The organism is Paenibacillus sp. FSL H8-0332 (assembly GCF_037963835.1).
In the GTDB taxonomy this organism is placed as follows: domain Bacteria; phylum Bacillota; class Bacilli; order Paenibacillales; family Paenibacillaceae; genus Paenibacillus_AQ; species Paenibacillus_AQ rhizoplanae.
In genome coordinates, this window is sequence record NZ_CP150145.1 from 5,836,062 (window position 1) to 5,858,678 (window position 22,617).

Genomic DNA, 22,617 nt, shown 5'->3' on the forward strand with positions numbered 1-22,617 from the left:
GCCCGGCGCTCCAGGCCTCAGCCGCAGGAGAATAATCAAAACTGATAGGCATTCCCAAAATTAATAAAGCGTTTTCATTTATGGGTTCAGGTACAAACCGGATAAAAATGCATGGTGAGGGAGAGGACAGGGGGATTGGGGAGCGGTGAGGAGATATTTGGAAACGATCAGGGAGCAATTAGGGAGCAATGAAAATTATTAGGGAATGATTAGAGAGCTACTGTGGCTAACACCGCCTGCTTTTAACTAAATTTAATAGGATTTATACACTCCTACTTTCCACGGATTCAGGGGCACTTTGGACTCCTGTCAAGAAAGTAGACAGCAACTACATCGTTTTTCGCTTAAATGTGGCTGCAAACTGAACCGGAGAAACGTAACCGAGCGCCCCATGGATTCGTTTGCGGTTGTAGAAAAATTCAATGTACTGGAAAATGGCATCATACGCCTGTTGCTTCGTTTTAAATCGATTCCAGTACACCAACTCTTTTTTTAAGAGGCTGTGAAAAGATTCGATACAGGCGTTATCATAACAGTTCCCTTTGCGGCTCATGCTTGCGGTCATCTGGTACGTCTTTAGGCGTTCCCGGTAGTCTTCAGAGGCGTACTGGGAGCCTCGATCCGAATGGTGAATTAAGCCCTTCCCGGGGCGTTTGGCCTTGTAGGCAGCGTCCAGAGCGCCTTGTACGAGGTCAGTGGTCATCCGGTCGCTAAGCCGCCAGCCGACAATCTCCCGGGTACACAGGTCCAGCACACTCGCCAAGTACATTCGTCCTTCCCGGCAGGGAATGTAGGTGATATCCGCCACCCACGTCTGGTTCGGCTTTTCCGTGTGAAATTGCTGGTTTAACAGGTTGGGGGCAATGGGTAACGGATGGTTGGAGTCGGTGGTGCATACGCGAAATCTCTTTGCGACACAAGAGCGCAGACCCCGTTCTTTCATGTACTTGCCTACCGTGCGTTCACTGACCTGGTGCCCTTCACGCTCTAAGAGAACCTTGATTTTGGGGCTGCCATAGCGACCCTTAGAGTCATGAAAATGATAGGCAATCCGCTTCAGCAACAAGGCTTTGCGGCTGGCTTGAGGGCTGGGCTTTGCTGTTCTCCATTTGTAGTACCCGCTCCGGGACACCTGAAAGACATTGCACATCTTCTCCACGCGGAACTCGGAGCGATGATCTTCAATAAACTGAAATCTCAGTTCTTTGGATTGCTGAAGATGTGCACGGCTTTTTTTAGGATTGCCATCTCCTCTGTCAGCTCTGCGAGTTCGTGCTCCCGCTCCTTCAGTTGACGTTCCAGCTCTCTGTATTTGTCTGGAGTAACGATGGGCTCATTCTCAAACTGCCGGTACTGTCCTAGCCATTTATGCAACGTTTTGGCGGGGACATCCAGTTCCAGGGCCAGTTCCGCCACCGTTTTCGTCTGCTCCTGGATGTACTTGACGGTCTGTCTTTTGTATTCTTCATTGTAGCTTCTCCGTGTTCCACTCATGGGGACACCTCCTCGTTAAACTTATTATCTCTATTCTCTTAACGGGTGTCCACGGTTAACACTAACAGCACTTGTGCTCTTCATTTGCTCATTTAGCTAACTTCCGCTCGATTCAGGGGCACTTGTGCTCTTCATCCGCTCACTTCGGCTCCATCAGAGGGATTTATCCCTCTTATTTCCGCATCCAGCCCACTTTCGGCTCCATTAAAGGGATTTATCCCTCTCATTCCCGTTGCCTGCCCACTTTCCAAGGACAAGCCGAAACAACGCAGTCCTTGAAAGGAGTTACCATTCCGCCAGGGATGGGTTTCCATGGGTTTCTATGAGTTTCCATGGGTTTCCATGGGCTTTATGCCCATCTATCTATGAGCTTCTAAGAACTCTTACTCTTCGCCGACTTGTAGCCGCTTGGCGGCATGCCTTCATACTTGCGGAAAAAGCGGTTGAAGCTCTGCACATTGGCGTAACCGACCTCTGCGGCAATCTGCTTGATCGTCAGCCCCGAATCCAGCAGCAGCTCCTTGGCCTTCTCGATCCGCAATTGATTCACGAAATCAATCATGCTGCTTCCGGTTTGCTCATAGACAATCTTGCGCATATAGGAGTAGCTGATGCCTATCTGCTTGGCCATGTCCTCGAAGACAATCTCTTCCCGGTAATGCTGCTTCAGGTACTCCATGATCCGCTGCGCATAATTGGTCTCATGAGTACTGCGGTCCAGGCACTGTACAATCTCACAGTAAAAATCATACAGGTACTCCTCCAGCTCATCCAGCGTATCCATCGCGGCGAGAATCGAATACACGTTGCCCCGGCCCATAATCATCCGTCCAGTCCCAAGGTGATTCTCGCGTAGATGCTTGATCGTCGCGCCCATCAGCTGATAATAGATGAACATAATGTTATCGTAGGAGATATTGTCCTCTGCCGAGATCTGGCTGCGGATACTCTGCAGCTCCTTGAAAATTCCCGCCAGGTCGCCGGCATCCAGGAAATTCAGGATTCGCCGCTCGCTGCTCTCAGAGTCAACATACTTGCGGCTGTTATCCTCCTCGTCATGCCAGTACATAATGCTTCCGGCTCCCTTGATCATCCGGCGCTTGATCACTTCCATCGCTTCAAAGAGCCGCAGCGCCACCCGCTCGGGAGCATCCGTCCGCCCACTCACCCCAATCGTGACCGAATGCTCCAGCAGCTCAAGGGACTGGTCGCGGATCTCCTCCAACGCCTGGTGAATCAGTGTGCTGTGTGCCTCCCTCTCCTCCGGGGCAAAGTTCAATACAATCACTGTACAGCCTTCATTATGGTAGACGCTGCGGGCGACAATTGCATCCGGGAACAAGCTCTCATACTTCGCACTCAGCAAATACCGGTGATAGCTGCGCGTCTCGACATTGGTATGGCCCACGTATCTTCTATACTGGTCGATGGAGACCACCACCACTATGTAGCAGGCATGCGGAAAAACCTCCGTGATCCGCGCCGGAATCTCACCGCGCAGCAGACGGTGTACGGCCAAACTGCGGGTATCCTGTTCACGCTCCTGCAATAGCTGAAACAGACTCTCTTCCTCCTCCTGCATCCGTTTAAAAGCCAGATCCAGGAAGGCCAGCTCATTCTTGTTCACTACGCCCACATCAATCTTCGAGCGGATCGTCTGCACCAGCTGCCTCAGGGGCCTGGATAGCCAGGTGGCAAGGAAGATGGCCAGCAGCGTCCCCAGTACAATGATCGCCCCGGTCAGCAGAATAATATTCCCCTGCATCTCTCTGGATTTGGTCATCAGCTCATCCATGGAGCTCCAGCTTACATTCCACCACCCCGACAAGGAGGAGCGGCTCCAGGCATACACCGTCCGTTTGCCCTCCAGCTTGCGGAAGGTGTAGCCTTCACTGGCTTCCTGATTCAGAATCTCCTGTAAGAACGGCAGCTTACGGCTGTCGGAGAGCAGCATGGACCGATCATTGAAGGAGATCACCGTACCCGCAGCGTCCAGCAGCAGGTAGTTGCTGTCGCCCACCTCGGTAGCATGCAGATATTTGCCGATCTGGCTCTCCTTCATGTTGACGACAATCACTCCCCGGGTGGTGGTGGACAGGCGGTTGAGGGGATACACATAAGATACAACGTTCTCGCCCGACGCAAGCTTACGTGGCACCCACACCCCGCTAATCCCCCGGCGCCCCTTAAGCGCTTCAGTAATCCATCCGATAGGCTCATAGCGGGCAAGCGTCGTGATGCTACTGTCGGTAGAGAAGACATAATCCGAATCCTCCAGGACAAAGAATGAAGAATACACACCGTCCACCCGGCGGTTCAGGTTCAGCAGCTCCTTAGTCACGGACAGCGCCAGACTTACATTGTTATAGTTGGCGTTAATCTCATCGTAGGTCTCGAAGCTGCGGATGCGGTCAAAAATATTCGTCGCCGCCAGACGCGACGTATCCTGGGCCAGATTAGCAAGCGCGTTCTCGTTCAGCCTGCGGTTGGCATTAAGCCCGGCCAGCGTGGATTCCCCGATAGCTGCTTCAGAGTTCTGTATAATCTGTGACCCGCTATACCAGGTCAGGACGGCTGTAGGAATAGCCATAATGCAGAATAAAATCAACGCCAGCTGCAGGATCATCGGTGTTTTTTTCATCACATATCCCCCTAAGGATTTCTATGTTACCGCTTACAATATTTTTATTTTATCATTTCAGGATACATTTTACATATGTGTATAGGAAAATTTTTCAACCCCCGCTTGGCATGTTACAGGCTAGTGTACAGGCGCTCTGATGTGCGGATGCAGGCTTACGCCGAAACAACAAAAACGCCTGGATGTATAGCCATCCGGGCGTTTTTAGCTTTCTTTTATCGGGATAGGCTGGCTGGCAGTCCTTACTCCGCATTCACCGCTTCATCCTCGAATTCCTCGATACTGTGATTGGAGCCGATTACCACCATGATATCCCCCTGATGCACATGATCATGCGCGGTCGGGGCAACGATGATGCCGTCCTCGCGGTTCAGGGCAATGATGCTGCAGCCGTATTTGGCGCGGGTATTCAGCTCGGAGAGGCTTTTACCGTTCATGCAGGCAGGCACCGTCAGCTCAACGACCTTGTAATCCTTGGAGATCTCGATATAATCAAGCAGATTCGGCGTCACCAGCTGGTGAGCCACGCGGATACCCATATCCCGCTCCGGGAAAATCACCCGGTCCACCCCCAGCTTCGACAGCGCACGGCCATGCAGAATGGAAATGGCTTTGCCGACCACCTGCTTGACGCCCAGCTCCTTGAGCAGAATTGCGGCCAGAATACTCCGCTCCATATTATCGCCGATCGCCACAATGCCGCAGTCGAAGTTACGCACCCCGAGCGAACGCATAATCCCTTCATCCGTAGCATCCGCCATGACGGCATGCGTCAGCCGTCCGGTCATCTCCTCCACCCGCTCCTCCTGGTGGTCAATGCCAAGCACCTCGTAGCCCATAGACATCAGCTCCAGCGCCAGACTTGAGCCGAAGCGGCCCAGGCCGATTACAACAAACTGCTGTGGTTTCATGACTTGATTCCCCTATCCAATTATCATTTTGCCTTCCGGATATTTATATAATAGTTTCCCCTGTCTCGGACCGAGCGCATACGCCAGCGTCAGCAGTCCCAGCCGTCCGGCGAACATCGTCAGGCAGATCAGAATCTTGCCGACCTGCGTCAGCTCCGGGGTCAATCCCAGACTCAGTCCGACATTGGCAAACGCTGAGATTGTCTCGAACAGAATCATCAGATATGGCAGCCCCTCTGTGGTTGAGAGCATCATCGAGACCGTAACGATCAGCAGCAGCGCCAGCAGCGTAATGGTCAGTGCCTTGAACACGCGCTCCTGAGCCAGCCGGTAATGGAAGAGCACGATGTCTTCGCGGCCGCGCAGCATGGAGATTACAGCTCCGATCATCAGCGTGAAGGTCGTGGTTTTGATGCCGCCGCCGGTAGAGCCCGGGGAAGCCCCGATGAACATCAGAATCACGATGAAGAACTGAGTGGCTTGACGCAGCCCCGTGATATCCAGTGTGTTAGCTCCCGCCGTACGCGGTGCAACCGATTGGAACAGGGAGGCCCATAGCTTGCTCCCGAGGTTCAGCGGTCCCAGGGTCCGCGAATTAGTGAACTCGAAGATGAAGATGACCACCATTCCGGTCACAATCAGTCCGGCTGTCATCGACAGCACCACCTTGCTGTGCAGCGACAGCCGCCGGGTGCGGCGGAAGTCGGCCAGATCGGAGATGACGATGAAGCCGATTCCCCCGGAGATGATCAGGAACATAACGACCAGGTTAATGACAGGGTCTCCGACATAGCTGATAAAGCTATGATCATGCCCGCCGAACAGATCGAATCCGGCGTTATTGAACATCGACACCGCATGAAATACCCCATAGTAGACCGCGCGGCCAAACGGCATATCCACCGCCCAGCGGATGGACAGGAGAAGCGCTCCCGCAGCTTCAATGACCAGGGAATAGAGCAGCACCTTGCGGATCAGCCGCACAATCCCTTCCATCGAGCTCTGATTCATGGCTTCCTGAAGAATCAGCCGGTCACGCAGTGAGATTCTGCGCCTGAACACCAGCGCAAACAGCGTAGCCATCGTCATGAACCCGAGCCCGCCGATCTGGATCAGCACCAGAATGACCGCTTGTCCAAAGCCCGTAAGATGGGTCCCGGTATCCACCACAGCCAGTCCGGTCACACAGGCGGCGGAGGTGGCCGTGAACAGCGCGTCCAGGAAGCGGAGCGGCTGGCCGGGTACGCTGGATACCGGAAGCATAAGCAGCAACGTGCCGATGAGGATGACCGCAGCGAAGCTCAGCACCAGGATTTGCGGAGGAGCCAGCTTCAGGAATCGGAAGCCGGTGATCTTGGAAGACGGTGACGCCAAACTTCTCATCCTTTCAGGGTTCCTTATTAGAAGTTACGAATCGATCAGTATCAGATAAGCATACAAAATTATATACGTTATTGCCTAACTTCACAAAGACTCATTTTCTATATACAAGCAAACACAGCTTGAGAAGCATAAAAGTCCTGTTTTTCTAAAATACTTCTTGAAATTGTATGGTGCCTGGTGGTACACTAGCATCATAAAGTGTATGGTCAGTATCCATACACACCATAAAGAGAAAACAGAAGGGAGGACACAGGTGGATTCTACCTTTGAGCTATTACCGGAACACTTCCTGATTAATCCGTCACTTCCGATCTATGAACAGTTTGTTGGCGCTATCCGGGAACGGATTGTTAGCGGTATCATTCCACCGGGATCACGTTTACCCTCTGTCAGGGACCTGGCAGCAGGCAGAGGCGTCAATCCCACCACTGCCGCCCGGACGTACCAGGAGCTGGAGCGGATGGGGCTGATTGTGACCTACCGTGGTCAGGGAACCTTTGTCACCCGGGAAGAAAGTGTCATTAAGGACGCACGCAGGGCAATCATCCGGCAGGCTGTACAGCAGTTCAAGGACATTGCCGCTGCGCTTGGGCTTACCGCAGAGCAAATGCTGCAATTCGATGAGGAGGATTGAAATGATGAATATGAATAGACCGGCACAAGAGACACCCGCCGCTCCCGCTGCGGTAGAGTGCCAAGATTTACGGTTAGAGATTAAGAACCGGGTGATCCTGGACGGCATTAGCTTCCACATTCCCCAGGGCAGTATCACCGGCCTGCTTGGACCTAACGGTGCAGGCAAGTCCTCCCTGCTGCGGATTATATCCGGTCTGATCCCCGCAGGGTCCGGCACGGTCAGCATTAACGGAAGACCCGCTGGTGTTGAGCGGCTCGGAGAGCTCTCCATGCTTCCTGACCGCAGCAGTCTGCCCGGCTGGCTGACCGTGCAGGAATGGCTGGGCTTCGCCGCAGGCATCTACCCGGACTGGGACAGCAGCAAGGCCGCAGAGCTGCTACTCAGCCTATCCGTCACACCGGACTCACTAATCTCCACCATGTCCCGCGGCGAGGAAGCCCGCCTGCAGCTCTTAACCTGCCTCTCGCGTCAGGCAGCGCTAATTATTCTGGATGAGCCGTTCACCGGTGTGGATCTGATCTCCAGAGAAGTGATTGCCTCTGCTGTGGTAGGGGAGATGGCAGGCGGCTGCCGGACCTTCCTAATTGCCACCCATGATATCCGGGAAATGGAGCTTCTCTTTGACCGGCTGATTCTGATCGGCGGCGGTCGGATTCAGGGAATTGATGATGTGGATCAGCTGCGGCACTCCGGCTATTCTGTGGAGTCACGCTACCGGGAAGTGTTCGCATGACGGCGCTTAAGACTCTTGTGAAGCTGGAATATAGCCGCTATCGTCTGAATAAAGTACATGAGCTGCTGGCTGGCCTGGCTCTGCTGGCTGTATTGCTGCCTGCCGGCCTGTTCTTCCCGCTCTCCGGCATCACTCCACAGTCTCCGTTCCTTACGGCTGCGATGCTGCTGTGGATTATCGTGATGGGAGTATCCGCTATACATATGATAATTTTTTACGGGCAGCGGCATAAGGATTGGTTCCTGACTTTTCCGGTCCCGCGGCTTACCCTGCTCAAGGCCAAGGCGTTCAGCCTGCTGAAGCTCAGCCTGAGAATAGCCGTTCCCATCTTCACTGCCGCCGCTGTGCTCTACGGACTCTCTGTTCTGTCCGGCCGGTATGAGCCGCTGCCCGCCTTAAGGTTCATCTATACATTGATTGCTTACAGTTTGCTCATTCTCACTCTGTTGCCTCTGGCCATCATGAGCGGTCTGCTGATCAGTGTGCTATTGTCTATCCGCAACCTGGCACTGAATCTGCTGCTTGCCGTTCCTTATTCACTGCTCTGGCTGGCACCTTTAACAGCCGCCATTCTGCTGAATGATACCACTACAGCCGCTGCCTTCTACGGGTCTGAGTATCTCTCACCGCAATATATGCTAATATATAGCGTGATAGTGCTCGTTCTCGACCTGATCGCTTGTTATGTCCTGCTACCCATAATTGCCGGCAAGGGATTCCGTTCGCTCCCTCAGCCGGAGAGCAGGCTGTCCGGAACCTCGTCGCCCCTGCGTTCCGGCTCTACGCAGCCATGGAGAACAGCCCGTTCTGCACGTTCTACAGGCAGCCCTTCTCCCTTGCTGAGCTTATACAGACTGGATGCCAGCCGGCTCCGCTCCATGGAAAGGCATAGGAGTGTAATGGTATTGAAGCTCGCTCTTCCGGTTCTTATGGCGGTTGCCGCTTATTTCTTAACCAGCGACCTTGAGGCTTTCCTGACATGCATCGGAATTCCCTTTACCCTTCCTGTGATGTTCGGGTTCTTGTGGATGCTTTCCCGTAGCAGCCTGGAACAGAAACAGTTGTCTTGGTGGCTGCTGTTTCCCCAGAGCCGGCTGCGTCTGCTGCTCTCCGGAGTTGCCGCTGTATGGGTTACGGTCATGCGCATCCTTCTCGTGCTGTTCTGTTCCATGCTTGCCGGCATTGCAGCAACACAGGTTATCGGGAGTCCCGCTCCATATCACATAAGCTTATATATATCCTGGCTGTGGTATTCCCTGGTTGTCTATACGCTGGCCTTGACACTGGGGCTGGGTGTGCTGCAAAGCATCTATTACCTAATGAAATCCAAGGCACTGGCACCATTGCTCTTTGTAGTGATAATGGCCGTCATGCTCATCCTGCCCCAGATCAGCAAATATCTGTTTCCAGAGCAGTTCACCAGTGCTCCTTATCCGTCATGGTCCATTCCCGGCCTCGCCGCCCTGATCGGTCTGCCGCTTGCCATGTGCTGCACCGCAGCAGGCGCCAAGTATTTTCACCTGGCACTGGGAACAAATAAAGAGCAGGCGGTCAAGAAACAGGCATAAGCCCGGCCATCCTCACGTAAGAGGATAGTACGGCATTTCAAGAAAGCAAGATAAATTCAGACCAAGGAGGCGTTCCATGAATCCCGTCGGCCAGCCCCTGCATCAGCGGCCCCTTACTACCAAACTTATCCTTGCTGGAATTCTCGGACTGGTTCTATTTGTCATGTTCCAGATCGCTCCCCAGCTCCTCTCCGGCTCAGGCGGGGATACAGCCCTTCTCAGCAAAAGCGAAATCCGGGAGAAGGCCGCCGCATTCGCCGCTGGGCAGCTCGGACACGAAGCCGGAGGCCAGGATGAATGGGTCATTCTGTACAAAACGGACTCTTCCTTCTACGGCTATATGTCCCGCGAGAAGCTGCTCCCGGACTATTCTAAGAATAAGCTGGATCAGCGCTATCCGTTCGATGTCTACCATGCGGTGCTCTATACGTCCGGAGAGGCGGCAGCCCGGCTGGCAGTCGATCTCAATATGTATACCGGCGAGCCTGTGGCTTTTGCTATTGGCGCCGATGCCGATGCTGCGGCCGGACAGAATTACGGTGAGCGGCCTGCGGCAACAACCAAACGTACCAGTACAGCCAATCCTGTAAGCAGCATACCGGACCTGAGCCTGGAGGCAAAAGAAAGCCTCGCCCGCCCCTGGCTGAAGCTATGGGGGGCCAATCCCTCCAAGCTGAAGATTGAGGCTAACGCCGGTGGCTACGGGCTTGTCTATTCCGACAGCTCCGTCACCATAGGCGAATTACCGCTTAAGTATCAATTCAATTATCTGAACGGCGAGGTCTCTTATTTCCGAGCCGGATTCTCGGCTCCCGCCTGGCATGATACTTATGTGGACGGACAGACCTCACTTGCCAAGAAGCTCACCTTGTTCGGATACGGTCTGCCTACCCTGCTGCTGGGTATCCTGGCGATGATCTACGGCATTCTGCGCAGGAAGCATACTTCATGGAAGCGCGGAATTTTCCTGAGCTCCGTCCATTTCCTGATCATGATGGTCAGCAGCTACAATATAGTGTCCGAATCTGGCAGCGGCAGCGCTGAGGCAAGAGTTACAGCAGTAGTCATGTTCATCATCTACGTTCTGTACAGTCTGCTGATGTCGCTCCTGCTCTACTTCTCCCTGGTCGGAGGGGACGGCTTGTGGCGCTCCGAGGAGAAGCTGAATCCTTGGCCCCGGGCCTCCGAGCCCGGCTACGGCCACTATGTACTGAAGAGTATTCAGGCTGGTTATATCTGGGCCTTCATCCTGCTTGGCGTGCAGACCGTCATGTTCATTATTCTGTCCTATACGCTAGATAACTGGTCGACCACAGATGCCAGCCAGTCGCCTTACAATATGAAATATGCCTGGCTGCTGCCTATTGTAGCCTGGCTTGCCGGCCTCTCGGAGGAGGCGGTCTACCGTCTGTTCGGTATCCGCATGCTGAAAAAGCTGGTCAAGAATACGCTCATCGCTTCACTGATTACAACACTGATCTGGGCGCTCGGGCATACGCTGTACCCGATCTATCCGGTCATCTCGCGTCCGATTGAGCTGACGGTGATCGGTCTCCTGTTCAGCTATATTTTCATCCGGTACGGGTTCATCGCAGTGATGTTCAGCCATGTGGTATTCGACAGCATCCTGATGGGGGCTACGCTGATCTTCATGAAGGATACAGTGAATATCGGAGCAGGTATCGTCACGATTGTTCTACCGTTCATCGTAGGTTACCTGGTCTACCGCTTCAACCCTCCACGGGAGCCGGAGCTGGAAAAGCCGGTTCGTCTTCAATAAGCACATTCAGCGGCTGCGCCTCCTGATCCGGGATAGCGCAGCCGCTGCTGTATAGTTATGCTGTCCAGACTGACTTGTGCATTCTGTGCACTAATAGACGGACAATTCCCATAAAGAGTAGCCATATTGTGTGCCGCGCTGCGTCCCGTTCACTTTCACGTACCGCGAGCTGACCGGGGTGAAGCTGATATCGTCGATGTCTCCGTCCCCGGCTGTCGACGTATACGCCGTTGTCCAGTTCGTGCCGTCTGCTGAAGTCTCAATTGTGTAGGCTTTGGCGTATGCCCCCTCCCAGTTCAGCAGGACGCGGCTGACCGTCTGGGCAGAGCCGAGATCCACCTGAATCCACTGCGGATCACTGAAGGCCGACTCCCAGCGGGTGCCAAGATCTCCGTCCACAGCACCGGCAGCGGGCTGCTTCAGATTCTCCGAAGCGGTCACCGCCTTGTTCAGCGCAAGGTTCACAGTTGGCGTTGTGCCGCCGGTAATCACCTGCTGCACAAAAGCATCATTGTATCCCTCAGCAGTGACTGTAATCGTGTAAGTCTTCGCCGAGGGGAACAGCTCAGTGTTCAGTGTGATTGTACCCGCTGCCACAGTATAATTCGCTGCCGCTGCGGTCACTCCATCCACCTTCACCGCAGTAATTGCATTTCTCCAGGCCGCATTGTCCGTGAACGTCAGCTCAATCGGCTGACCGGCGGTGTTCTGGGTGGTATCGGCTGTCAGTGCAGGCGGAGCGGTTGGCGTCACGGCCCCGCCGCTGCCGTACACTTCCAGTTCCCATAAGGAATAGCCGTACTGCGTGCCGCGCTGCGTCCCGTTCACTTTCACATACCGCGCATTGACCGGAGTGAAGCTGATATCATCGGCAGCCCCGTCCCCGGTTGTCGTCATATACACCGTGGTCCAGTTTGTACCGTCTGCCGAGGTTTCGATCGTGTAGGCTTTGGCATACGCCCCCTCCCAGTCCAGCAGCACGCGGCCAACCGTCTGTGCAGAGCCAAGATCCACCTGAATCCACTGGGGATCACTGAAGTCTGATTCCCAGCGCGTGCCCGGGTTCCCGTCCACAGCTGCGGCAGCGGGCTGCTTCGGATTCTCCGAGACAGTCACCGCCTTGTTCAGCGCAAGGTTCCCTGTTGGCGTTGTGCTGCCGGTAATCACCTGCTGCACCGAAGTATCACTATATTTGTCCGCAGTGACTGTAACCGTGTAAGTCTTCGCCGTAGGGAACAGCACAGGGTTCAGTGTGATTGCACCGGCTGCTACGGTATAATCCGTTGCGGCCGCCGTCGTTCCATCCACCTTCACCGCATTGATTGCATTTCTCCAGGCCGCATTGTCCGTGAACGTCAGCTCAATCGGTTGGCCGGCTGCGTTCTGAGTGGTATCGGCTGTCATGGCAGGCGGAGTAAGCAGCGTATCCGTGGTGACCTTCGTCGGGTCCACCTTCACCAGCTTCTTGGCTTCGACTACAGCCGAGCCTGTCACTCCTCCGCTGTTGCGGAACGTAACGGTTATGGCCGCATTCGTCGGATTCCAGACCAGCGCGCGGTAGGCGGAACCTTTTTTATACACCGTTGCACTGTAGCCGTTCTCCGCCCAAATGTCTTTGGTGCGTGATCCAAGCGTGGCCATATTGTGCACGAACCAGTACGTGTTGTACAATTCGTTCTGCTGCGGCAGTGCCGGATTCCATTTATTCAGCACCGCCTGCGGATCGCTCAGCGCCTGGATCGGCCAGACAATATGGTACCAGTCCGGTTCCGGCCCGCCGTTATCGGCCACGAAGCCGCTGTATAATCCAGCCGCCTTAGCCGTATCGAACCCGTAGCTGGTTAAATATTCTGCTGTAGGCAGCCAGTGAATGCCATAGACATACACCGGATTCCCGTTGAAAAAGGTGCCGAAGAAATTCGAGCTTCCGTAAATCTGGCCCACCGTTTTATGCGTATAGCCCGGCAGCCAGTTATCCTGGTCGTAGTTGAACCAGTACTGCTGTACTGCTCTAAGCTCCGTCGTGAAGCCCATAATGGACGCATCGCGGAAGGCTGTATTGCCGGTCAGCGTGCTCCACATATATTGGCCGACCCAGCCGAACAGCGATTCCCCTGCTGCTTCCTGGTTATTGCCGCTGTCATTGTCCGCATACCCGCCGGCCCAGGAATGACCTTCATACGGGTCGAAGTTGCGGAAGTACGGGTACTTAGGGTCTGTCTTCGACGGATTGGCATAATCCCGGATCAGCTCATCGACCATTCCGCTGAATTTATTTCTGAAGTCGGTATCATAGGTGGCGAGCACGGCCGATGCAAAAACATAATAGCCATACGTGAAATGATGGTCCGTGATGCCGGAGTTCGCGCCGAACTCGCTGTTTTTATAGATCAGTGTTCCCCAGTCAGAGTTGTAGTCGAAATAATAATCGGTTTCCCCCGAGGTGTACGTATACCAGTCTGTAAGCACCGTCTTCATCCGGGAGAGGAACAGATTCTTGTAGCTCTCATTGCCGATCTGATCGGCGATCAGCACACCCATGGCCAGCGGATGCAGCTTCTTGCCCTGCCAGTACGCATCGGCCTGCATCAGATTGGTGGCGGTGTCTGTATCCAGCAGCGCCAGGTAATTCAGCAGATCCTGACGGGAATAGGTAGAATCGCCCGGCTCGGTGAACTGCGGCACAATGCCGTGGAATTTATCCGTAGTGGCGAACGAATTGCCCTCTGTCACCTTCATCGTTCCGCGGATGGACGGGAAGGAGACGGCGGTCAGCGGTGTTGTGGTCACCTTCCACTGGTGGGGAAGCTGTGCCATCAGCGTGGTATTCGGGAAGCCCGAACGCTTGAGTTCTGTCACCGCATTGAAGGTGGTCGTGACATCAGAGGTCGTCTCGTTGAAGGTATAGGCCACCTTCGTATCCATCACGAAGGCATAGCCGTGCTGGTAGAAATAATTCAGATTGGACGGTGCCGGAAGAGCCGACAGGGACAGGTAATTCTGGCCTCCTCCCAGCTGAATTTTGAGCTTGGCGCCCACCCGCTTGAAGGTTGTACCGGCCGGAGCATACAGACCATAGTGTCTGGTTACCATTTCAGGCGTTGGCGCCCCGTTGGAATTGGTGACCGCAATGCCGATATGGTCTGCAGTCACGGTGTCGCCGTCTGCAGCCAGAATCGTAGTATTGCTGTCATTAAAGAAGCGGGCCCCGGCCGGCAGATACACTTCAGGACTGGACGGATCGCTGAACTGCGAATAGAGGTAAGGCGAGCCTTTGACGAACGTTGTCTTCAGCTTCTCCGCAGCGCCATCGCTTAACACCGCAGTCGCCGACCAGTCGCCGTAACCGGTAATCCGATTCGACATCCCCGAAGTATTAATGTTGCCGGCCATCAGGAACAGGTCCGAGCTTCCCCCCGCTTCCTGCGCCTTGCCGTCGGCGCTTAAGTAGCCTGCACCCGGGTTCAGAATACTTAGGCCCTGCTTGGTATATTTCGATTTGAGCGGAAGAGTAACGATGCCGTTACCAAGCTGATTAATCATGATCGACTGCCACCATTCATTGGAAGGCAGCGGCGCAGTCAGCGCATCCGATTTGTACAGCGGATATTTAGGCTGGGGTACCGAGAGGTCATTCGCGGCATGGCTGCCCTGGCCTACGGCCACTGTGGTCAGCGCCGGCAGGGCCGGAATGTTATAGACCGGCTTGGGATCGCCTGCCACATAATCATAGGCCTGGAATTCAAAGATCGAGTACCCGAAGGAGGTGGCTCTGCTGATGCCCTTCATCCGCAGATAGCGGCCGCTGGCATAGACGGGAAGATTAAGTGTGCCTCCGTCGCCGTGAAGCTCGCGGTATACCGTAGTCCATGAGCTGCCGTTATTCGAGACCTGAATATCATAGATCCGGCCGGCAGCGGCCTCCCAGTTAATAATAATCCGGCCCAGCGTGCGCACACTGCCAAGGTCAACGCTCAGCCATTCATTATCGGTAGCGTTGGAAGACCAGCGTGTGCTCAGGTTACCGTCCGCCGCTAGTTCCGGCAGGGTTGAGCCGGGAGGGAGATAGTCGGCCACCTGATAGGATGAAGCTGCCGCAGACTTGTTCAAGGCCACATTCGGCCCCAGAACCACCGGAGGAGGATTAACGCCGCCGGTGCCATATACCTCGAACTCATAGAGGGAGATACCGTATTGCGTCAGGTTTCGCTCCGTAGCAAATACCCGGACATACCGGCCGGTGCCACTGAGCGTGAGCTCATCCACACCGCCATCACCCGTAGTTGTGGAGTAGACATCACTCCAGTTCAATTCGTCAGCGGATACCTGGATTTTGTAAGCTTTGGCGTATGCCCCTTCCCAGCGGAGCACAACGTGGTCTACCGTTGCAGTTGCCCCGAGATCCACATAAATCCAGTTCGGGTCCGTCCCCCATGAACTGCTCCACCGGGAACCTGTATTGCCGTCCACCGCCAGATCCGGGGTATTATTGCCCTCCGTGCCCGATGCATACGCCGGCCGGTCTGTGGAGAGCAGATAAGAGTCCGCGGCATATGCCCGTCCGGGCGGAAGAACCTGCACGAGACTCAGCAGCATGACGATGCTTAGAATAAGAGCGGTCCCGCTGATTCCCCTCTTGCGTCTTAAAGATTTTGAATATACCATTCCCTTTATCCTCCTCTTTACGATTGGATTGCAGCTCTTCAGCCTGTAAACCTGACTTTTTCCGGAGTCCATTTCCCGGAGTCTGCATCAGCCCCTTTACCCTGGTTCTGGAAGTTCACACCTTTCACACAAGCGCTTTCATAGATTCATAATAAGCGTACCCCTTACCGAAACCGGTTGCAATTGTTAAAAGCGACGATTTATGCAGAATATAAAGATTTAGCTAATTGTGCAGCGAAAGATTACGGAACTTCACCACATTTGCGCATTGTGTTCGATTTTCCGCACACATTCGGCTCGCGCACCCCCGCCATGCGCATTGTGTTCGGTTTTTCGCCTACATCTGGTCCACGCGCCTCCGCAACTCCCAATGTGTTCGGTTTTTCGCCTACATTTGGTCTACGCGCCTCCGCCATGCCCACTTTGTTCGGTTTTTCACACACATTGGCCTACCTTCAAGGGGATGTAGCGGGATTTCTGACGATACCCTCCATTCCTGACCAAACCCAAAGAAGCCGGCCCACATGGGGCCGGCTTCTGTTCCGTTACCGTTCAAATCTATTTTAGATTGACGGCTCCTCGTCCTTCAGCGCCTCCAGAATCTGGCCGGCCAGCTTCTCGCCGATGGACAGCACCTTGAAATCCTCAATGGAGGCTTCCTTGATCTTCTTGAGCGAGCCGAAATGCTTCAGCAGCAGCTTCCGGCGCTTATCCCCGATGCCCGGAATCGAATCCAGCTTCGAGGTGACCATCGACTTGCCGCGCTGCTCCCGGTGGAACGTAATGGCGAACCGGTGAACCTCATCCTGGATACGCTGCAGCAGGTAGAACTCCTGGCTGTCTCTGGCAAGCGAGACCGGCTCAGCGGAATCGCCCACCAGCAGCTGGGCGGTTCTGTGCTTGTCATCCTTGACCAGACCGCAGACCGGAATGAACAACCCCAGCTCATTCTGCAGAATGTCGATCGCCGAAGAGATCTGGCCCTTCCCTCCATCGACTACGATCAGATCCGGCTGCGGCAGATTCTCCTTCAGCACCCGTTCATAACGCCGCCGGATCACCTCGCGCATCGTCTCATAATCATCCGGCCCTTGTACGGTGCGGACCTTATACTTGCGGTACTCTTTGCGGGAAGGCTTGCCGTCGATGAAGACCACCATGGCCGAGACCGGATTGGCCCCCTGGATATTCGAGTTATCAAAAGCTTCGATCCGGTTCAGCGAGTCCAGCCCCAGGCTCTGCCCCAGACTGCTGGCCGCCCCGGAGGTACGCTCTTCATCCCGCTCAATCAGGCGGAATTTCTCATTCAACGCGACCCGGCTGTTCTGGCAGGCCATGCCGATCATCTGCTTCTTCAGCCCGCGCTGCGGCACCAGCACCTTGATGCCCAGCCATTCCTGCAGGGCGGCTGCGCCTCCAGCCGCATCCACGGTCCCTTCGGCTACCGCCTCCTGCTCCTCCTGCTCCTCCTGCCCCTGCACAGCGTCATCAGCCGCTGCCAGAGCAGCCGCAAGTGCCTCACCTGCGCTGACCGTCTCACCGGTCTGCACACTGGCCTCCGACTCATCCTCTGCGCCTAAGGCTGCCATCAGCGCCTGTCCGCTCGGCATTCCCCCAGCCTCCGGTCCGCCGCTTCCCTGACCAGCGGCGCTATCTGCTTCCGGCGGAAGCATTCCGGCACTTGCCATATCCGGCAGCAGGATCTCCTGCGGCAGCGCGGGATTGTCGCTGTAATACTGCGTCACATAAGACATGAAGTCACTGTACGCTTCCCCGTAGAACGGAAAAGCCGACGAGTGGCGCTGAATCATTTTACCCTGCCGCATATACAGAATCTGCACACACATCCAGCCCTTATCCACCGCATAACCAAAGACGTCACGGTCCTTGGTATCAGCCGTATTGATCTTCTGCTTCTCCATCACGGCATCGATGTGCTGAATCTGGTCGCGCAGCTCCTTGGCCCGCTCGAAATACAGCTCCTCGGCCGCCTCCTGCATCTTCTTCTGCAGATCCTTCCTCACCGCATCATGCCCTCCGCCGAGGAACGACGAAATGTTCTGGATGATCTCCTCATAAGCAGACTTCGGCACTTCCTTCTCGCACGGCGCCAGGCATTGGCCCATGTGATAGTACAGGCAGACCTCCTTCGGCATTACCCCGCATTTGCGCAGCGGATACATCCGGTCCAGCAGCTTCTTGGTCTGCTGAGCCGCGTAGCTGTTCGGATACGGGCCGAAATATTTAGCTTTATCTTTCAGCACCCGGCGGGTAACCTCCAGGCGCGGATGAGCTTCGTTGGTGATTTTCAGATAAGGAAAGGTCTTGTCATCCTTCAGCAGCACGTTGTAGCGCGGCATATGCTTCTTGATCAGATTGCACTCCAGAATGAGTGCTTCCATATTGCTCGACGTCACGATATATTCGAAATCCACAATATTGGCGACCAGCCGCTGCGTCTTCCCGTTATGGCTGCCGGTGAAATAAGAACGCACGCGGTTCTTCAGCACCTTGGCCTTGCCCACATATATAATCGTACCCTCTTGATTCTTCATCAGGTAGCAGCCGGGCAGATCGGGCAGCAGCGCAAGCTTGTTGCGGATATTATCCATATAATCCATAAGTTCTCCCCCACCTGTTACTACAGCGTTATAAGGTAAGTGTAGAATAGAATGTACTACAGATTCAAGCCTAAATATAGAACATCCGTTTGTATTGGACACACAAAGCGCCTTCGGTAGACCGAAGGCGCTTTGTGTGAAGGGGCCGCAGGCCCCGGTTACAGCAGGTTATAATCAATTATTGATGTTTGGCAACGATATTCTTAAGGGAATCCTTGGAGTTCAGTCCTACGACTTTGTCCACAGGCTGACCGTCTTTGAAGAAGATCAGAGTAGGAATACTCATTACTCCAAAACGGGAAGCTGTCTCAGGATTCTCATCTACATTCAATTTAGCGATCTTCACATCGTCACCCAGCTCGGTGGACAATTCCTCGAGAATAGGGGCAAGCATTTTGCAAGGGCCGCACCAAGGTGCCCAGAAATCTACTACTACAGTACCTTGACCTTCCACTTCGTTCACGAAGGATTGGTCAGACACGTTTACGATAGCCATGATATTGTTCCTCCTCAAAAAGTTTTGTTGAGCTTAAGCTGTACGAAATAACTTCCGCTTCTATTAGCCTGAGCCAAGTCCGCAGAATTTACTCCGAGATCATAGCGGGATAAAATGCTTCATGTAATATGATAACCAAATTATCATTTACCGACACATCCCCAGTATAACATAAATACAATGCATTTGTTATATATTTCGAGAAATTATATTGCATAAAATTAATTTGTCTTTTAACGATTTAGACTTTGTCCCTGAGATTCAGCTTCATAGTCCATGAGGTACCGGCTGTCCCGACATACTCGAAGCCGAGCTTGTTATATAACCGGACGGCCGCCTGATTCTCCGAATCAACACTGAGCGAAAGTGACGGGTATCCATCGGATAAAGCTTGCTGTATGATGCCCTCCATAAGCCTGATTCCCAATCCCTGCTGCCTGTAGTCAGACCGAATAGCAACGCCTAATTCCGGCGTCTGCGCATCCACAAATCCGTAGCCCTGGTTCGTCTCGTCAAATAGCCTGTACCAGGCAGCACCTGCGGGCTGATTGTCCACCAGTGCGATTACCGCCCTGTCACCTTGTCTCCCCCAATGTTCGTTGTACTTCGCAATCCCCGGAGAATTCAGCAGCTCACTTCTGGGAGGCTTCCCTTGTTCAATATGAATGGACTCGTAATGCATATCCATAAGAAAATCATATTCCTGCGGTTCCATAGGTCTTATATGTATCATAAAATCACCCTTCTATCTTTACATCTTCCCTGCATCTTCGTATACTTGAAGAAAGCGCATTAATTGTCAATGACTTCTCTCACATGTATAACTGTAACCCACTTCATGCAGTCATGCAACAGCAAGGAGGAAGAAGCGAATGGACGTCAATGTCAACGCACAGGTCCGTGACCCGCGGGAGCATATCAATGAGGAGCCCCGCAATGATCTCGGTGATCTGCTGGCCGGTTTCTTCGGAATGACCGGCTTCATGACCGTGGTCTTTTTCGGAATGGTGATCATCAAGTTTTTGTCTGAATAGCTGCGTAGTTGCAGTGTCCGGTATTCTTCGCCCAGGCATGGGCAGGATGCCGGGTTTTTTTTGCGTTCATTTTGCGCTCCAGCGGGAATTGCTGAGAATAACATAAATTTACAATTTCATAAAAAGAAAACACATTTTTGTTTCGCAGAAGCCGTGTTACTCTGTATGCGAAAGCGCTTTTATCTAATAAATGAAGGAGGAAGGAAGAATGAAAAAGCTTGTCAGCCTTGCTGTCGCAGGCTTGTTGGCATCGGCGCTATATTCCCCGGTATCGTTCGCCGACAACCCTGTTGTGCAGACCCTCTATACGGCAGACCCGGCCCCGCTTGTATACAATGACACGGTTTACCTGTACACCGGACATGACGAAGACAACTCGACCTACTATACGATGAATGATTGGAGGGTCTACTCTTCCAAGGACATGGCGAACTGGACAGATCACGGGTCACCGTTATCCTACAAGGCTTTCAGTTGGTCGAGCGGAGAAGCTTGGGCCAGCCAGGTCATTGAGCGCAACGGCAAATTCTACTTTTATGTCACGGCAAAAAGCACTTCGCTTGGTCGGCCCGCCATCGGAGTCGCTGTCTCGAACAGCCCGACCGGCCCGTTCGTGGACGCCATCGGCAAACCGCTTGTCTCCAGCAGCTGGGGCGATATTGATCCGACAGTATATGTAGACAGTGACGGCCAGGCCTACCTCTACTGGGGGAACCCGACGCTGAAATATGTGAAGCTGAACCCGGATATGATCTCATACAACCAGAGTACAGGTATTGTTCAAGTGCCTATGACCACAGAGAGCTTCGGTGTGCGAAACGGCAATGCTGACAGACCTACCCTCTACGAAGAAGGACCCTGGTTCTACAAACGCGGCAGCTTATACTACATGGTCTACGGCGCAAGCGGCATTCCCGAGAATATCGCCTACTCCACCAGCTCTTCGCCTACCGGCCCGTGGAAGTACCGGGGAATTATCATGCCCACGCAGGGCGGCAGCTTCACGAATCACCCGGGCATCATCGATTTCAAAGGGCGCTCCTATTTCTTTTATCACAATGGCGCGCTGCCTGGAGGAGGCGGCTTCACCCGGTCGGTGGCGGTAGAGCAATTCACCTACAACGCGGACGGGAGCTTCCCGATCATCAACATGACAACCGCCGGACCGCAGCCCATCGCCACGCTCAATCCCTATGTCAGAACACAGGCCGAAACCAGCGCATGGGCAGCCGGGGTAGAGACCGAGACCACCTCGGATACGGACGGGGGAATGAATGTCGGCTTCATCGATCATGGCGATTATCTCAAAATCAAAAATGTGAACTTCGGCGCCGGAGCTGCAGCCTTCGAAGCACGGGTAGCATCGGCAGGCAGCGGCGGCAATATTGAGCTGCGGCTGGACAGTCCGACTGGAACACTGGTCGGCACCTGTGCGGTCCAGAATACCGGGGGCTGGCAGAGCTGGGTGACCAAGACCTGCATGGTCAGCGGAGCAAGCGGGACCCATGACCTCTATCTGAAATTCACAGGCGGCAGCGGGTATTTGTTCAATATGAATTGGTGGAAATTCAGCGCCAACTAAATCTAAGCATAGCGAAAAGGGACCCCGGCCAGATGATGGCGGGGTCCCTTTTTGCGTTGAAAGTAACTTACCTTGCAATATGCTTAATGCTGCTACTGTACCCCTTAGCCTCTGGCACTGCCACGCTGGTTCTCCCCATGCAGGGGAATGACGTCCACGAACGGGGCGATCCGGTCCATCAGCCGCTGGCCCTTGTAGACCTCTTCGCCGTCCTTGCTGGTGATGCTGAGATGCTTCTCCAGCCCGTCCAGCGGATAATTTGAGGTGTAGAAGGTCGGCTTGCGGTTCATCCGGTAGTTCAGGATCGCTCCGAGCACATGGTCACGCGCCCAGGGATTGAGATTCTCGGCTCCGATGTCGTCGAAGATGAGCAGATCGCAATTCTTCATCGTATCGACCATTTCCTTCAGCTTCTGGTTGTCCATCATAATCAGCTTCAGTTCCTCGATGAAATCCGGCATATAAACAATCACGCCACTGTAGCCCGAGATGGCAAGCTCATGGAGCAGATAGCACATCAGGAAGGTTTTGCCCGTACCGAAGCTGCCCTGCAGATAAATGCCCCGCGAAGTCAGGCCCTCTGCACGTACTGTTGCTATATAGTCAAATATCTTGTTCACGGCTGAGGCCCGCCGGGGGTCCTTGCCCATAATATCCATCTCATCATATCCGCCGTTCAGTACCCGCTCATCCACATAGAAGCTGCGAATCCGCTTGCGGACATTATCCTGATTGTCCTGCGCAATCTTGAGCTTGCACGGCGTCTTGCGTTCATAGAGGTCTGTTACACCATTCACCGTCTCCACCGTAAGCTTGCTGTAATGCCCCTGGAAATCATTCGGGCAATTCGCCAGGCCGGGGCAGTTCTTACAATGCCGGTCCTCCTCAACATACTGGTATAACCGGCTCAAATGCAGCCGCAGCCGGGACTCCTCCAGCTCGGGATGCTCAGCCTGAAGCTCCTTGACCAGGGGATGGTTCAGCAGGGTCTGCTCCAGGTCACGGGAGCGCTGGCGCAGAGCAGGGTTATTCATCGAACGCAGCACTTCGCCCATGGACTCCATCGCTGCAC

Annotated in this window: 16 protein-coding genes; 6 read left to right on the forward strand and 10 right to left on the reverse strand. The window is 54.1% G+C overall.

Annotated features, from left to right (window positions below):
- Positions 1-328: 328 nt before the first annotated feature.
- From NST43_RS25220 to NST43_RS25240, 5 genes are all read right to left on the reverse strand, one after another.
- Positions 329-1,312 (reverse strand): IS3 family transposase, encoded by a 984-nt coding sequence (locus NST43_RS25220; protein WP_339225388.1) that lies wholly within the window; start codon positions 1,310-1,312, stop codon positions 329-331.
- Positions 1,198-1,494, reverse strand: a complete 297-nt coding sequence (locus NST43_RS25225; protein WP_339218171.1) for a transposase — start codon at positions 1,492-1,494, stop codon at positions 1,198-1,200. Before NST43_RS25225 ends, NST43_RS25220 begins: the two co-directional genes overlap by 115 nt.
- Before the next feature lie 373 nt (positions 1,495-1,867).
- Entirely contained in the window at positions 1,868-4,135 is a 2,268-nt protein-coding gene (locus tag NST43_RS25230) for an AraC family transcriptional regulator (protein WP_339220046.1), read from the reverse strand.
- A gap of 242 nt (positions 4,136-4,377) precedes the next feature.
- A complete protein-coding gene (locus NST43_RS25235; protein ID WP_209994529.1) occupies positions 4,378-5,046 on the reverse strand; it encodes a TrkA family potassium uptake protein in 669 nt (222 codons plus the stop codon).
- Positions 5,047-5,058: 12 nt separating this feature from the next.
- Entirely contained in the window at positions 5,059-6,429 is a 1,371-nt protein-coding gene (locus NST43_RS25240; RefSeq protein ID WP_339220048.1) for a TrkH family potassium uptake protein, read from the reverse strand.
- 253 nt (positions 6,430-6,682) lie between these two features.
- On the opposite strand from NST43_RS25240, the gene NST43_RS25245 reads away from it, so the two are divergent.
- The 4 genes from NST43_RS25245 to NST43_RS25260 all read left to right on the forward strand — a co-directional run bounded on the left by NST43_RS25245 (position 6,683) and on the right by NST43_RS25260 (position 11,147).
- Entirely contained in the window at positions 6,683-7,063 is a 381-nt protein-coding gene (locus tag NST43_RS25245; RefSeq protein WP_339220050.1) for a GntR family transcriptional regulator, read from the forward strand.
- 1 nt (position 7,064) lies between these two features.
- The gene (locus tag NST43_RS25250) at positions 7,065-7,799 is read left to right on the forward strand and encodes an ABC transporter ATP-binding protein (RefSeq protein WP_339220051.1); all 735 of its coding nucleotides are present in this window, start codon (positions 7,065-7,067) and stop codon (positions 7,797-7,799) included.
- Complete coding sequence (locus NST43_RS25255) at positions 7,796-9,367, forward strand: hypothetical protein (RefSeq protein ID WP_339220053.1); 1,572 nt, start codon at positions 7,796-7,798, stop codon at positions 9,365-9,367. Before NST43_RS25250 ends, NST43_RS25255 begins: the two co-directional genes overlap by 4 nt.
- 76 nt (positions 9,368-9,443) lie before the next feature.
- Positions 9,444-11,147 carry a CPBP family intramembrane glutamic endopeptidase gene (locus tag NST43_RS25260; RefSeq protein ID WP_339220055.1) on the forward strand — a complete coding sequence of 568 codons (1,704 nt, stop codon included), beginning with the start codon at positions 9,444-9,446 and terminating at the stop codon, positions 11,145-11,147.
- 90 nt (positions 11,148-11,237) lie between these two features.
- On the opposite strand, the gene NST43_RS25265 is transcribed toward NST43_RS25260, so the two are convergent.
- From NST43_RS25265 to NST43_RS25280, 4 genes are all read right to left on the reverse strand, one after another.
- Entirely contained in the window at positions 11,238-15,812 is a 4,575-nt protein-coding gene (locus NST43_RS25265) for a discoidin domain-containing protein (RefSeq protein ID WP_339220057.1), read from the reverse strand.
- Positions 15,813-16,375: 563 nt separating this feature from the next.
- Complete coding sequence (gene uvrC / locus NST43_RS25270) at positions 16,376-18,433, reverse strand: excinuclease ABC subunit UvrC (protein WP_339220059.1); 2,058 nt, start codon at positions 18,431-18,433, stop codon at positions 16,376-16,378.
- A gap of 178 nt (positions 18,434-18,611) precedes the next feature.
- A complete protein-coding gene (gene trxA / locus NST43_RS25275) occupies positions 18,612-18,929 on the reverse strand; it encodes a thioredoxin (RefSeq protein ID WP_036701616.1) in 318 nt (105 codons plus the stop codon).
- A gap of 241 nt (positions 18,930-19,170) precedes the next feature.
- Positions 19,171-19,662: a GNAT family N-acetyltransferase gene (locus NST43_RS25280; RefSeq protein WP_339220062.1), complete on the reverse strand. Its 492-nt coding sequence runs from the start codon at positions 19,660-19,662 to the stop codon at positions 19,171-19,173.
- Between the two features lie 139 nt (positions 19,663-19,801).
- Between NST43_RS25280 and NST43_RS25285 the strand changes: the two genes are divergently transcribed.
- Positions 19,802-19,963, forward strand: a complete 162-nt coding sequence (locus tag NST43_RS25285) for a YqzM family protein (RefSeq protein WP_339220064.1) — start codon at positions 19,802-19,804, stop codon at positions 19,961-19,963.
- 208 nt (positions 19,964-20,171) lie between these two features.
- A complete protein-coding gene (locus NST43_RS25290) occupies positions 20,172-21,545 on the forward strand; it encodes a glycoside hydrolase family 43 protein (protein ID WP_339220066.1) in 1,374 nt (457 codons plus the stop codon).
- Between the two features lie 104 nt (positions 21,546-21,649).
- Here NST43_RS25290 and dnaI read toward each other — a convergent pair whose 3' ends face one another.
- Positions 21,650-22,609 carry a primosomal protein DnaI gene (dnaI, locus tag NST43_RS25295; protein ID WP_209994519.1) on the reverse strand — a complete coding sequence of 320 codons (960 nt, stop codon included), beginning with the start codon at positions 22,607-22,609 and terminating at the stop codon, positions 21,650-21,652.
- Between the last annotated feature and the right edge of the window lie 8 nt (positions 22,610-22,617).

Excerpts from the sequence above, each read along its gene's own strand:
- NST43_RS25240 (WP_339220048.1), bottom strand. The coding sequence starts at position 6,429 with ATGAGAAGTTTGGCGTCACCGTCTTCCAAGATCACCGGCTTCCGATTC.
- NST43_RS25280 (WP_339220062.1), bottom strand. The coding sequence starts at position 19,662 with ATGATACATATAAGACCTATGGAACCGCAGGAATATGATTTTCTTATG.
- uvrC (WP_339220059.1), bottom strand. The coding sequence starts at position 18,433 with ATGGATTATATGGATAATATCCGCAACAAGCTTGCGCTGCTGCCCGAT.
- trxA (WP_036701616.1), bottom strand. The coding sequence starts at position 18,929 with ATGGCTATCGTAAACGTGTCTGACCAATCCTTCGTGAACGAAGTGGAA.
- NST43_RS25285 (WP_339220064.1), top strand. The coding sequence starts at position 19,802 with ATGGACGTCAATGTCAACGCACAGGTCCGTGACCCGCGGGAGCATATC.
- dnaI (WP_209994519.1), bottom strand. The coding sequence starts at position 22,609 with ATGGAGTCCATGGGCGAAGTGCTGCGTTCGATGAATAACCCTGCTCTG.
- NST43_RS25260 (WP_339220055.1), top strand. The coding sequence starts at position 9,444 with ATGAATCCCGTCGGCCAGCCCCTGCATCAGCGGCCCCTTACTACCAAA.
- NST43_RS25290 (WP_339220066.1), top strand. The coding sequence starts at position 20,172 with ATGAAAAAGCTTGTCAGCCTTGCTGTCGCAGGCTTGTTGGCATCGGCG.
- NST43_RS25235 (WP_209994529.1), bottom strand. The coding sequence starts at position 5,046 with ATGAAACCACAGCAGTTTGTTGTAATCGGCCTGGGCCGCTTCGGCTCA.
- NST43_RS25230 (WP_339220046.1), bottom strand. The coding sequence starts at position 4,135 with ATGAAAAAAACACCGATGATCCTGCAGCTGGCGTTGATTTTATTCTGC.
- NST43_RS25250 (WP_339220051.1), top strand. The coding sequence starts at position 7,065 with ATGATGAATATGAATAGACCGGCACAAGAGACACCCGCCGCTCCCGCT.
- NST43_RS25265 (WP_339220057.1), bottom strand. The coding sequence starts at position 15,812 with ATGGTATATTCAAAATCTTTAAGACGCAAGAGGGGAATCAGCGGGACC.
- NST43_RS25255 (WP_339220053.1), top strand. The coding sequence starts at position 7,796 with ATGACGGCGCTTAAGACTCTTGTGAAGCTGGAATATAGCCGCTATCGT.
- NST43_RS25225 (WP_339218171.1), bottom strand. The coding sequence starts at position 1,494 with ATGAGTGGAACACGGAGAAGCTACAATGAAGAATACAAAAGACAGACC.